Origin of the sequence: Chryseobacterium pennae (assembly GCF_003385515.1) — a bacterium.
GTDB lineage: Bacteria > Bacteroidota > Bacteroidia > Flavobacteriales > Weeksellaceae > Chryseobacterium > Chryseobacterium pennae.
Window position 1 is genome coordinate 132,578 of record NZ_QNVT01000011.1, and the last position, 12,154, is coordinate 144,731.

13 protein-coding genes are annotated in these 12,154 nt (G+C 33.1%); 8 read left to right on the forward strand and 5 right to left on the reverse strand.

The annotated features are described in order from the left end of the window. Positions 1-79: 79 nt before the first annotated feature. Entirely contained in the window at positions 80-889 is an 810-nt protein-coding gene (locus DRF65_RS13230; protein WP_115971239.1) for a phospholipase D-like domain-containing protein, read from the reverse strand. 242 nt (positions 890-1,131) lie between these two features. Here DRF65_RS13230 and DRF65_RS13235 point away from each other — a divergent pair, with 242 nt between their 5' ends. From DRF65_RS13235 to DRF65_RS13245, 3 genes are all read left to right on the forward strand, one after another. Beyond that, on the forward strand, positions 1,132-1,716 hold the full coding sequence (locus tag DRF65_RS13235) for a YdeI/OmpD-associated family protein (protein ID WP_115971240.1): 585 nt from the start codon (positions 1,132-1,134) through the stop codon (positions 1,714-1,716). Between the two features lie 94 nt (positions 1,717-1,810). Next, positions 1,811-2,509: a DUF1826 domain-containing protein gene (locus DRF65_RS13240; protein WP_115971241.1), complete on the forward strand. Its 699-nt coding sequence runs from the start codon at positions 1,811-1,813 to the stop codon at positions 2,507-2,509. Between the two features lie 138 nt (positions 2,510-2,647). Next, entirely contained in the window at positions 2,648-4,447 is a 1,800-nt protein-coding gene (locus DRF65_RS13245) for a hypothetical protein (RefSeq protein ID WP_115971242.1), read from the forward strand. A gap of 25 nt (positions 4,448-4,472) precedes the next feature. Here the strand turns inward: DRF65_RS13245 and DRF65_RS13250 are convergent, their stop codons facing one another. Then, positions 4,473-5,420, reverse strand: coding sequence for a beta-1,6-N-acetylglucosaminyltransferase (locus tag DRF65_RS13250; protein WP_115971243.1), 948 nt, complete (start codon positions 5,418-5,420; stop codon positions 4,473-4,475). 545 nt (positions 5,421-5,965) lie between these two features. Here DRF65_RS13250 and DRF65_RS13255 point away from each other — a divergent pair. Both DRF65_RS13255 and DRF65_RS13260 read left to right on the forward strand, forming a co-directional pair. Then, positions 5,966-7,108, forward strand: a complete 1,143-nt coding sequence (locus DRF65_RS13255; protein WP_115971244.1) for a helix-turn-helix domain-containing protein — start codon at positions 5,966-5,968, stop codon at positions 7,106-7,108. A gap of 89 nt (positions 7,109-7,197) precedes the next feature. Beyond that, the gene (locus DRF65_RS13260) at positions 7,198-7,740 is read left to right on the forward strand and encodes a DUF3575 domain-containing protein (RefSeq protein WP_115971245.1); all 543 of its coding nucleotides are present in this window, start codon (positions 7,198-7,200) and stop codon (positions 7,738-7,740) included. Between the two features lie 430 nt (positions 7,741-8,170). Here the strand turns inward: DRF65_RS13260 and DRF65_RS13265 are convergent, their stop codons facing one another. The 3 genes from DRF65_RS13265 to DRF65_RS13275 are packed head-to-tail and all read right to left on the reverse strand — an operon-like array spanning position 8,171 to position 9,235. Next, positions 8,171-8,410 (reverse strand): hypothetical protein, encoded by a 240-nt coding sequence (locus DRF65_RS13265; RefSeq protein ID WP_115971246.1) that lies wholly within the window; start codon positions 8,408-8,410, stop codon positions 8,171-8,173. Between the two features lie 54 nt (positions 8,411-8,464). After that, the gene (locus DRF65_RS13270; RefSeq protein ID WP_115971247.1) at positions 8,465-8,779 is read right to left on the reverse strand and encodes a helix-turn-helix domain-containing protein; all 315 of its coding nucleotides are present in this window, start codon (positions 8,777-8,779) and stop codon (positions 8,465-8,467) included. Between the two features lie 42 nt (positions 8,780-8,821). Further along, on the reverse strand, positions 8,822-9,235 hold the full coding sequence (locus DRF65_RS13275) for a transposase (RefSeq protein ID WP_115971248.1): 414 nt from the start codon (positions 9,233-9,235) through the stop codon (positions 8,822-8,824). Positions 9,236-9,780: 545 nt separating this feature from the next. On the opposite strand from DRF65_RS13275, the gene DRF65_RS28850 reads away from it, so the two are divergent. The 3 genes from DRF65_RS28850 (at position 9,781) to DRF65_RS13290 (ending at position 12,034) form a co-directional block, all read left to right on the forward strand. Beyond that, entirely contained in the window at positions 9,781-10,575 is a 795-nt protein-coding gene (locus DRF65_RS28850) for a LuxR C-terminal-related transcriptional regulator (RefSeq protein ID WP_115971249.1), read from the forward strand. A 160-nt stretch (positions 10,576-10,735) separates the two neighbouring features. After that, on the forward strand, positions 10,736-11,533 hold the full coding sequence (locus DRF65_RS13285) for a LuxR C-terminal-related transcriptional regulator (RefSeq protein WP_115971276.1): 798 nt from the start codon (positions 10,736-10,738) through the stop codon (positions 11,531-11,533). A gap of 315 nt (positions 11,534-11,848) precedes the next feature. Next, positions 11,849-12,034, forward strand: a complete 186-nt coding sequence (locus tag DRF65_RS13290) for a hypothetical protein (protein ID WP_115971250.1) — start codon at positions 11,849-11,851, stop codon at positions 12,032-12,034. Positions 12,035-12,154 lie beyond the last annotated feature (120 nt).

Below are 12,154 nucleotides of genomic sequence, written 5' to 3' on the forward strand. Positions count from 1 at the left end.
ATGCCGGTAATACGGTTTGTACAGGTCTTTAGTATTACAAGTGGTATTCATCAATACCACTGCTTTTTATGGATGAATATTAATACGTATCTTCACTGTATACTTTTTTTCCAAGATAGAAAAGCTCATGTTTTTTCAGGTTCACATTATCTTCAAAAATATCATGCACAAAGCGAACAAGCTCATTTACCTTTTCCCGTTGTGTAATTCTGATCCGGGATTCAAAATTAGAAGTAAATCCGCTCTTAGTATAGTTCAATGATCCGAGATAAGCCACTTTTCTATCAATCACATAAATCTTTGAATGCAGAAACTTATTGTCATAACGATTATTTCGAATGTATTTGAAATTCAGATTTTCAGAATAATGATAGGTATAGATCTCCATTTTTTCCACTTTAGTTTTCTTTTCCCAGCATCTGAAAAATCCATACAGGGAAGCAACCGCGACCAAAAGCGCAACGAAATTATTCGAATTGGTAAAGTCATCAACAAGATGGATCCCGAAATAGATGAGGGCAAAGATTCCCAGACAAAACAATACAATAGAAGAAAGGAAGAATAAATTTTTCAGACTTTCCCTTTTTTCTTTTTTCTTTACATCTGTCACCCGGTTCTGATGGATAAGTTTTCGCAATATGTTTCCGGATTGTTCAGGTCTGAGATCACTGAATGCTAATCTCACATTAATATTCCTGTTCTTCAGCATAATAAGATCATCCAGCTTTACCTCGTCTATATAAGGAGAAATGATCAATACTTCCGCTTTTGCATTCAGAATGTCATTATTTAATTGAGTGCCTGCACTTTGTCCGACAAAGACTTCAACACCTTCACTGTTTTCTGTATCAATTTTAAAATAATATTTTTTCTTTTCCTTATAATACACGTTTACTCTTATTTGGTCTTGAAATTATCATGTTTCCGGATCTGCTACTTTCGGAACTACTGGAAGCGAAGTCAAAGTTTGAACTTCAGGGACCAAATTTACGTTTCTTTTTATTCTCTGTTTTACGGAAAAGCGTAAAATGATATTATCCTTTAATATCAGACTTTGATCAATAGGTTTAACTGCCAGATATTATGTATTTTCGTGTATAACAATACAGTTTTAATTTCAAAAAAATAAGGATGAAAGAACCCGACAAAAGACAGGATATCCACATCAGTACAAGAGAAGATTGGCGACAGTGGCTGGCCGAATTTCATCAGTCCCGGCCATCAGTCTGGGTTATTTGCAATACCAGGAAGTCAGGATTACCTGTCGTGGGTTGGAGTGAACTGGTGGAAGAGGCACTTTGCTTCGGTTGGATAGACAGTACGAGAAAAACCATTGATGAAGGGTCATTCAAGCAACTGTTCAGCAAACGGAAAAAGAATAGTACATGGTCCAGAATTAATAAAGAAAAAGTACAGAAGTTAATTGATGATCAGCTGATGACGGAAGCTGGCTATGAGAGTATAAGAATTGCAAAGGAAAATAACTCCTGGACAATCCTTGATACAGTGGAAGATCTGATGGTACCGGAAGACTTAAGTAAAGCTTTTAAAACCTACACAGGTTCTGAAGAATATTTCCAAAGTTTAAGTAAATCTATGAAAAAGATGATGCTTCAGTGGATTGTTCTTGCCAAGCGGCCGGAAACCCGGAAGAAACGTATTGATGAGATCGTAGAAAATGCGGCACAGGGAAAAAAACCGAAACATTTTTTATAAAGTGTTTTTAAGAGTTTATGGGAAACAGGACTCATAATAAAAGCTATTCCTTATTTTTGCAAAGCATAAACTGCAAAACTGTTTATCCCAAAATATGAACGATCCATTTTCTGAAAACAATCAAATAGGAATAGTTTCTACTTTCTCCGAACTAGTCAATACCAATTTTCAGGGAACTGTCAATGCCATATGCTGGTACAGAAATTTAGGCGGAGATTTTAAAGAAATTGTTTCTAAGCTTCAGTTAAAAGAGAATATTACTGAGGTTTCTGCCGAAGATCTTTTGACGTTACAACTTTCAGAAAAGGGAAATGTTGCCAGGGAAATTGTCCTTAATGATTTACAGTTATTAACTGATTTCGGGGCTTTACCTTCTCTTAATTTGCTTAAAAATTATGAGCGGGACGAAGAATTTGATTTTATATCAACGGATGTATATTCATATCATGTAGATCGTTCCCCCATTGGAACAGATACTTTTTTATGCACTTATTATGGTGCTGCAAGTGATATTTTACCCAATGAACAGGCCATACAAAAAATACAGGATCCTGAGATACGGAAAAAGCTTAAGGAATTACATGATGGTTCTGAGGAGGGGTTTGAAGACTTTCTGAAAGACTGTTTCTTCGATCTGCATTATCAGGCTAAACCCAATGCAGAGCCTACCAATCTGGGATTGGGACATCTTTGGCGATTGGCAGTAGATCATCCGAAACAAAAAGTTTTACCCTGTGTACATAGAGCTCCTGTTGAAAATGAGGGTGAATATCGCCTGCTTTTGATTTGCTAAATTATTTTGATCATTTATTACTGTAGATTATAGTTTGACTTTTCGTTTAAAAAGTAGTACCTTTAAAGATATTATCCCGTATTTACGGTCTGTTGACCTGTAAATTAACGCTACAAACTGTATTGAATTTGATGACTAATGACTAGAACGATTGTAACTTTAATTTTCTTTTTAAGTGGTTTTTTCTTTTTAAATGCACAGGAGAAAAAAGATTCGCTTTATTATAAAATAGAAGAGTTTTCAGATAAAAGAAAAGTCACTAAATTTCTTCATCGTTTCATATTCCGTAGGGAGGCAGATTCTACCTCTGTGAAATCCAGAATTGAAAAACTTCCCCAGGAGGCTTATAATAAAAGGTATATCAGAAATATCAGAGTAGAAACCATTGACCCTTTTGGATATGGTTCCCAGGATGAGAAGGAAAAACTGAAATGGTATGATTGGCTGGCAGATCATCTTCATTCCACGACAAGAATTTCTACTGTCAATAACTATTTACTTTTTAAGGAAGGAGAAGAATATAATGCCCAGAAACTTTATGAATCCGAACGTTTGCTGAGGACAATGCCTTTTATCAATAGGGTAAATATCAGCGTTTCCGATGATACTTCCGGTAAAGATTCTATTGATGTTGTTGTCAAAGTACTTGATTCCTGGAGTTTAAAGCCAAGAGTCAGTTATTCGGGGAGTAAGATTGGTTTGGGAGTAACCGAAGAAAATGTATTGGGCTTAGGGCATACCTTTGATTTCCTTTACAGGAATGACTCCAAAGAAAAGCAGGATTATGTTTTAGGAAGCTATACAGCTTATAATCTTTTTGGTTCTTATATCAATGCTCAAATTCTTGGAGAGCGGGATTTTTTTAGAAATGAAAGAATCAATTTCAATGTCAGAAGAGATTTCTTTTCCCCTTTAACGAAATGGGCAGGTGGTTTTACTTTTGAGTATTTTATGAGGAATGTTTTGCTTCCGATAGAAACAGATACTGCTTATCCGGAAGTTCAGATCAAAGTCTATAGTCAGGATGTATGGGGAGGTTATCAGATACCGGTTTCATCTGATGCCAGCGAAAAAGTTGCCAGTAATATTGCTGTTATAGGACGCTTCCAGAATTACCAGTATAAAGATAGTCCCGGGATTGATCAGTATAAATATTTCAGCTCTTACAACAGCTTTCTGATGTCTGTGGGGCTTATCAACAGAAGATTCTCCGTTCAGAAGAATATTTTCCAGTATGATCTGCCGGAGGATATCGCTTATGGAAACTCTGTAAGTGTAATTGCAGGTGGCTTGTCAAGAAACAAAGAAATGAATCCTTACGTAGGAATTTCAGCATCTTATGGAAGCTTTACAAAATTGGGATATTTTACTCTTAAAACCCAGTTTGGAAGATTTTTTAATGAAGACAGCCAAAACCGCGAGTCCTTCCGGGTGGATGGAACTTATTTTACGAACCTTATGGATTGGAAGTTTGCTAAAGTAAGGCATTTCTTTTCACCAACTGTCGCATTAGGAAATCCACAGCATAATTATTCTTACAAAGACAGGATTACCCTTTCTTCATCCGATGAGTTTCCTGTTTACAATTCAGATTATATCGGAACTAAAAAAATGGTTTTAAGGTATCAGCTTCAAATGTTTATCAACAAAACATGGAAGAATTTTCATTTCAGTCCCTATTTGACAATGGCAGTAGGGTGGCTGGGTATGCCTGATGATAAACTCCTGAAAACCAAAGCGAACACCAAAATAGGAGTGGGGGTTTTAATTAATAATCCGTTTTTGGTATTCAACAGGATTCAGATTTCTTTCACCTATTATCCGCGTGTTCCTTTTGATAATAATTCGGTTTTTGATTTTAACAGTAACCGAAACAACCTTCTGCCAATGAACAGTTTTGCTACAGAGGTGCCTCATTTTGTGAATTTTGGGAACTGATGAGGTGTATAACTATGTGGTATTATCAATTATTTTGACGGTTATTTCTTCTGAGTTCTCTTTCAATCTCGTCAACTTCCCGTAGAGGAAGGAGATAATTGTCATTTATATATTTTAGAATATTTTTATTTGTTTTATCATTTACTTGTCTGATGAAAAGATGATTAGAAGATTTTAAAATTTCAATAAAATTATCAGCGTATTGCTCCTTATTAAAAAAGGGACTTTCAATAACAGCTCTTTTATCATCATTCACAATGATATCATTAAAAACTGTATTGAGAAGAACAGTCTGGAAAAATGATTCAGCTGGTAAAAGAGTATGAAGGTAATAATCTTCAAAATCCATCACCCTCTTATTATTGGTCAGAAAGACACATGTTTCTCTTGTAAGAATAAACCATTTCCCACCGATATAAGGTGTAACTCCTTTCATAAATTCTCTTTTATAAATTAATGATGAGATTTTATGGGTCAGCTCTGTAAAATGATTTTGTATCCTTTGAAGTGTATCCGGTCTGTAAAATTTCTGGTCATAATAAAAAAGATAGTTTTTTCCATTATTGATCGTAAGAAAATTACGTATGGTATTTTGTGACTTGAGAGGATAATCTTCACCACTTAAATTGATAAAATAATCCCAATGCTGGTTTGCATTCAAAAGATATTCCATTGCATTAAGTTCAGCCTGGATCATACTGAACCCTCCGGATACTATGTTCATACTTTCCAAAATATAGACATTAGGAAAATGCACTAGATATAATTGTATTTCTTCGGTTAATTCTGCTTTGGCTTTCCGGTCAATATGAATAAGATAAAACTGATCTTTCGTGTAAATCTTCTGAAACATTTCTTTAAATACATCAGGTTTATGATGTATCATTATAAAATAGGCAATTCTTACCTGTTGATCTGATTTGAGGTCTGAAGGTTGAGAATGGGGGTGGGGTATAGGAAATGATGTTTGCATAGGATTAAATTTTAAAAATCATCCGCACAGGCAAACAATTCAGTTTATAGCTCTAATTTACGAATATGTTTTTGATAATCAATTTATTAAATTAATTATTGGACATTCATTTTATCGTACATTTGCATTGCATTTATAAAATGTTTTTTTTGAATTGTTGCTGTATAAGAATTAAAAAACCAATCTAATATTTCATAAAAAGCTTTCTCAGGTAATATTATGAGGTGGTCTGACTTACTTTTTTAGTGCCTCATCTCTGACTCAATGACCTGATTTACCCAAACAATTGATGACTTCCGTAGTAAAGAAAAAGAAACGGATTTTTAGGGTCGAATAGACAAATCAATTGGAGAATTGCATTGTTTTTATAAATATCTTCACCATTCTTTTCAGAATAAATTTTAAAAGAGCAATAAACTGGTTCATTTTAATTTGAAAGAGTTGGAAAGTTTTATTATTGAATGGGAAGATTCTTATAAAGCTTATCTTTGTAAGAATTGTCATGGTATTCAAAAACAAATTTTTAAAACAACTTTTATAAAAAATTGATTTATACAACACTTTTAAATATTGCTATCTTCCAGGGAATAGTTTTAGGTTTCGTTATTTTAAAATCTTCCTTATTCAACAGCAATTCAAATAAATATTTAGCTTACTTACTATTTACAATTTCCATTAAATTACTGAATCATGTTTTTGATATCCAAAAGGTATTAATCTCCTATCCTCTTCTACGTATTCTGGACAACATAGAGTGGGTATTTCTGATACCGGCTTTCATGTTTCTGTTTATTATGAACAGGATTGATCATACTGGAAAAAGCAAACAAAGAAATTATCTGTGTTTTATTCCATTTGCTTATTCCGCTGTCCTTAATATTATAAACGATCTTGACCATGTTGCAGGAATTTATACTTTTTCTGAATCAGGCAACACTATCATCCAGATACTTGGTTTGATTCAACTTTTTTTAGCTGTTACCTTTATCCCATTCCTGCCGGTTTATTGTTATTTCATGATAAGACATTTAAAAGATTCGCAGGAAAAAAAATGGATACTTGCCTTATTAACAATGGTATCTTCAGTGCTATTAGTCTGGCTTATTACGGCTCTGGCCGGCTTACTTTTTGACTATGACATTTCTTCTACGATGAGTGCCTTGGCTTTATTTGCAACATTCATCATTCATTGGACAGCTTATGTAGGCATTTACAAATATAAGCTTGCTAAAAACAGGGATGCTGTCCACAATTTTTTAAATCAAGATTCAGTTATTCTGTCTACTGATTTGCAAATTGTACAAAATAGCACAAGTATCCCACAGGAATATAAGGAATCTATCACGGCGGATAATCTTTATTTCCAAAAACTGGAACTTCTTTGCAAAGATCAGCACATTTATACCGACAGTACATTAAACAGGGAAAAAGTAGCTGAAAAATTAGGTATAAGTGCAGGATATGTTTCACAAATTGTCAACACAATAACTGGGGACAACTTCGCTCATTACATCAATCAATATCGGGTGGAGGCCGTCAAGCAGATGATATCAGATTCGGAATATGAAAACTATACTTTGTTGACCATGGGGCTGGAGGCTGGGTTTACTTCAAAAACGACTTTCTATAAAGCCTTTAAAAAAGTGACTGGTCAGACCCCAAATGAATATAAGAATACCAGCAAATAAGTACCATTTTATACATTTTTAAGCTTTTGAAACCTGTTGTAATTTGAATTATTTGAAGTTTGCATTTAAATAATTCAAATTAAATTTTTATGAAAAAAAACTTTTCACTACTCATCATTTTGTTTGCTTTTTATTCTGTCTATGCTCAAAGTGAAACTGATGTAGATCCTTATCAGAAAAACAATGAAATTAAACTGAATCTAATTTCTCCGTTATCGGGTGCCGTTGAAGTAGGTTATGAACGACATTTAAACAAAAATTCATCACTGGGGATTTCTTCGTTTATTGTTTATGATCATACAAAAGAAAAGGATATGAATTACAACATCTCCCCATATTACAGATATTATTTTGGAAAAAAATACGCTTCCGGTTTTTTTGTTGAAGGATTTGGAATGTTTACTTCCATTGATGGGAAAAAAATATACTCAGCAGACCATCTGACATTCACTGAAAATAAAGATGTTTATGATGTTGCGCTTGGTGCTGGTCTTGGCTGGAAGCTGGTTACAAAAAAAGGATTTGTTTTTGAAGCCAACGCAGGGTACGGAAAACTTTTGTTCAATGCAGGCAAAACAGATCATAATGTGGTTGCAAAATTCGGACTGAGTATTGGCTATCGATTCAAATAATAATCTGATAGGAAAACAATGACAGGATCAGAAGAATAGGATGAACGAGATTTACCGGTTTGTCAATAAAAAAGATGATATACTTAAATGTATCAGCTAAATTTTACAGAAAAATGCCCGATTTTAATATCGGGTACTACTGTTAGCGATATTCGAAGTAGTGATGACTGTCTTGTTAGATTATTTGGATGCCTTAATGATTACATCCACTATTTCCTCTGGATATGATGTGAATACTGTATGGCTGGCTCCATCCAAGAGCTTAATTATCTAATGTAAGAGTAGATAGCTCCCTATTGCATATCTGCATTAAGTATTACGGGAAGGAATATCAATCCTTGAGTCCTCATGAAAATATCCGGAATTATTCCGGATATTTTTTTGCTTAACAAATAACAATATAAAATTTTCTCTATTTCAGGTAAGGGTGTCAATACTTGATGCAATAGCTGAGTACGACACCTTCACTAAGGTAGAGATGTAGTTTTAGACTCACTATTCCCCAAAAATATTTTTTAATAATAAAAATACATTCATTCGGGTGTATCTTTTGCATTTCATAATTTCCTAAAAAATCATATAATTCATCCATTGTTTTTCCTGGAAGTTCACCTTCTGATATTTGGATGTTTTGATTTTCATCATGGAAGTAGTGGTTTTTATTATTCATTGTAGAAAATTATAGGAGTCCGTTATTTTTGTCAATAATTGTAATATTTTATGGCTATTTCTTTACCATTGTTTTCTTCCATATTGCCAAGGTATTTCTACTTATTTTAAAAATTGAGGCGACCTCAGAGTTGTTCATTTTGGTCTTTTTTTGATAGTTTAATATTTCTGCAATACTTTCCTTATCATAGGATTTGTGATCATTATTCGTATCCGATTCGGAAAATAAAATACTGTTGAGGGTAATGATATCCAATGAGGATAATCTTTCCTTTTGTAAGAAATGTTGACAATGGGATAATTTTTGAGGAAACTTCTTTGAAATGATGTCTGAAAATATTTTGATATAATTGGGTTCTGTATTGATCATGATGTCTTTGTGTTTTTCGTTACTATATTGAAGCTTAAAAAATCAGGGCTTATATTTACTGATCCACCTGTGTAAAGTAGTTTTGGGTATCCTGTACTCTTCAATAACCTGAGTCTTGGTTTTTTCCCCTACTTCTATCATGTTGATGATGAAACATATTATTTCTTTTGTATAAATGTTTTTTTTAAATCTTGGTAATGCAGATTCCCTGGAATATTGGCTGGGTATCATCGGAGAATATAAAATAAGGTGCTGGGAATAGATTCTAAAGAAATCATAATCCAGGAGTTTGCACCACCTCAATAATACTTCTGAGTCAATGCTTTTGAAAGAATACATTTTCTCAATCTCATGTTCTGAAGTAGTAAAGAATTTACAGATACGGAGAATGTCAATATCAGATTCTGATACCCTTTCCTTTATCATCTGTCCTATATGTATGTTTTTGAAATCCATTATTAATGAATGAGTTTAAGTTCAGCGAAGAGATGGGATATTTGAAATAATAACCCATTTAGTATATCACAGACCAGTTTATGATTATGTCTTTAAGAGCAGATAATCTATTATCTATTGTGTTTTTTTGGGGGATAAAAAATTTGATTGTCTATAATAACTTGAATGGGTTATAATGTTTGTTCGTATGCTAAATCAATCTTTAGGGTTATAGCTTCTGAATGATATGGCTCCTGTTTGAATTACTGTTTTTTTTCATCTTGGATTGATATGTGTTTTTTTGATGTTGATTACTTTTCAAATCATCTATGCGATGTTGATGGTGGCAAAGTTAATTAGGACCAGGGTGAATACATATAGTAGATATCCATTATTTTAACTCTTTGAAAACTTCGTTTTTCAATCAATTACCTTGTTGATATATGATGAATAAAGCTTATTGTAAGGGATTTATATGAATATAGTGGATATCCATCATTTTCATTCAGTGGAGTAATAATGTTCTATTACTTTAGTTATTATTGCAAAAAACACAAGCCCACTTTATGGATAAGTTAAATACGATAACTTCTAACAAATTTCTCAAATTAAAGACAAATTCTACTGAAAATACAGACTACCTTGGTTTGTATTCTAATACTATAGAAAATATCCGCCGTTTTGCTATATCTCCCTTTTTTTGGATCATCATAAGTAACAGGGAGCAGAAAACCCAATTGGTGAGTGATAATATTGGTGACTTCACACCCTTTCCAAAAAGTGATTGGATTTCTTCTGAATTTGATTTCTTCATAAATTTATTTCATCCGGAAGATCGAAGTTTTTTATTGGCTGCATTTGAATTTGCAGTTGATAAGTATTTTGGGATTGATGAAGATACCCGAAATGCCACTACAGTAAACATTTATGGCAGGATGCTTAACAAGGATAATGATTATCGATGGATATTGCTTCAAAGTCCACAGCTTTGCATTAACCAATATGATCAGATTGATAGCACATTGAATGTTATTTTTGATCTTCAGAACTTTAAGTTTGAACAATTACCCCTGATATCAATCATTACTCCTGATATTAAAGAAACCCAGTACTACAAAGGGAAGAATAACAGTATTGAAAAGAATGAAATGGAACTGGAGGTACCTTATATTACCAAACGTGAAAAAGAGATTTTGAGACTGATATCACAAGGCTTTACAACTCCGGAAATAGCAAAAAAACTTTTTATTTCTTATTCTACAGTGGAAAACCATAAAAGCAATCTCAGGAAAAAAACAGGAACTAAGACATCCTCTGCTTTAATTGCTTTTGTAATCAGATATAATCTTTTACTAATATGATCGCTGCTTTTAATTGTTTATGAATCAGGTGTTTATTTGGTTGAATTCTTTTATGGATTTACGTTGATTTTATTTATTATCAATTTTCCTTGGTATGGTTTTGGAATATGAGAATATAAAAACAAATTTGATCATTCTTTATGTTTTATTTAATCATATTATGAAAAAAAAGATTTTTCCAGTAGAAGTTGATGAGTTTTATGAATATTTTTCAAAAAATGGTGAATTACCTGAAGACTATGAAGACTACTTTACAGGTGCTATTAAGACTGCAGGAAGTTTTGCGATAGGTCCTTATTTTTGGTTCATCACTAACAATACAAAAATGCGGACAGAGATTATTAGTGATAACATAGAAAAATTTACTCCTTACAGCAAAAAAGAATGGCTTAATTCGGATACCGATTTTTTTATTAATCTTTTTCATCCGGAAGATAAAATCCATATTATGGGAGCTCTTATTTTTGGTGCAACGATGCGTCAGAATTTTTTGAAATCCGGAAAAACCGGGGTCCGGTTTAATTATTATGGAAGAATGATTGATAGGGAGGGTGAGTATCGTTGGATATTGTTGCATTCACCACAGCAACGTGTTAATCAGAATTTTGAGGTAGAATCCTCGTTAGTGATGGTTTATGATCTTTCTCATTTTCAGATTCAGAATCGGCCGCTGCTTTCCGTAATAGATTTTACGAATGATGAAGTACAGTACTTCAAGCATGTTGATCAGTATATCCATGAGAAAGTAGAGGTAGATAAGCCTGCCATTACCAAAAGGGAAAAAGAAATTCTGAAGCTTATGGCACAGGGATTCAATACCCCTGAAATAGCAGAAAAACTTTTCATTTCTTATCATACGGTAGAGAATCATAAAAGTAATCTTAGAAAGAAAACCAATACCAAGACATCATCAGAATTGATTGCCTACACCATGAGTTGTAGTTTGCTTATTATTTAATTGGTCAAACAGAGAGTAATGGTATATTTTTTTATAAAATAAGGAATATTTTTACATCAGGGAATTTGTCGAAAATGATTGATTCTACTATTTGTGTATGTTTTCATTGACCTGATAATTCTGTATAATAAAACGTTGTGGCTGTAAATAAAAGGTTTCTAACTTTTGGCTATGTACAAGATGGTGTTTCCTCTTCAGTATATCTATCATTTATTTTTCTGTATTGATTTGTGAAATAAATTGAATAACAAAAGATTTTGAGAATGTCATTGTCTTTAATAAAAAGTTATTCCTTCAAATTAAAATTGAAAAAGTATGAAAATTGCCCTCAAAGGTTCACTTGGAGATATAGGAAAGGCGCTGTTAAGAATATTATCTTTTGGAGTTCAATTGGTTATGGTTGTTAGTGAGAATAAGAATGAAACAGTTGGTTCCTTAAAAAATAGCAGAATGATAAATGCATGGCGTTGGGGGAAGTGTTACATTATGGGAAGGCTTTGATATCCATAGAAAGGAGGAAGAGGGGTGTTAAATTAGAGGGTTTTGAGTTAGGGTTTGCCAAAGTGTTTCGTGGGATGTAAAATAACAGATTTGGAGTTTAACGGATTTTACTGGATGGCT

Bases quoted from the DNA above. Each gene is read 5' to 3' on its own strand.
- DRF65_RS13240 (WP_115971241.1), top strand. From the start codon at position 1,811: ATGAACGATCCATTTTCTGAAAACAATCAAATAGGAATAGTTTCTACT.
- DRF65_RS13250 (WP_115971243.1), bottom strand. From the start codon at position 5,420: ATGCAAACATCATTTCCTATACCCCACCCCCATTCTCAACCTTCAGAC.
- DRF65_RS13265 (WP_115971246.1), bottom strand. From the start codon at position 8,410: ATGAATAATAAAAACCACTACTTCCATGATGAAAATCAAAACATCCAA.
- DRF65_RS13260 (WP_115971245.1), top strand. From the start codon at position 7,198: ATGAAAAAAAACTTTTCACTACTCATCATTTTGTTTGCTTTTTATTCT.
- DRF65_RS13235 (WP_115971240.1), top strand. From the start codon at position 1,132: ATGAAAGAACCCGACAAAAGACAGGATATCCACATCAGTACAAGAGAA.
- DRF65_RS13275 (WP_115971248.1), bottom strand. From the start codon at position 9,235: ATGGATTTCAAAAACATACATATAGGACAGATGATAAAGGAAAGGGTA.
- DRF65_RS28850 (WP_115971249.1), top strand. From the start codon at position 9,781: ATGGATAAGTTAAATACGATAACTTCTAACAAATTTCTCAAATTAAAG.
- DRF65_RS13290 (WP_115971250.1), top strand. From the start codon at position 11,849: ATGAAAATTGCCCTCAAAGGTTCACTTGGAGATATAGGAAAGGCGCTG.
- DRF65_RS13245 (WP_115971242.1), top strand. From the start codon at position 2,648: ATGACTAGAACGATTGTAACTTTAATTTTCTTTTTAAGTGGTTTTTTC.
- DRF65_RS13285 (WP_115971276.1), top strand. From the start codon at position 10,736: ATGAAAAAAAAGATTTTTCCAGTAGAAGTTGATGAGTTTTATGAATAT.
- DRF65_RS13270 (WP_115971247.1), bottom strand. From the start codon at position 8,779: ATGATCAATACAGAACCCAATTATATCAAAATATTTTCAGACATCATT.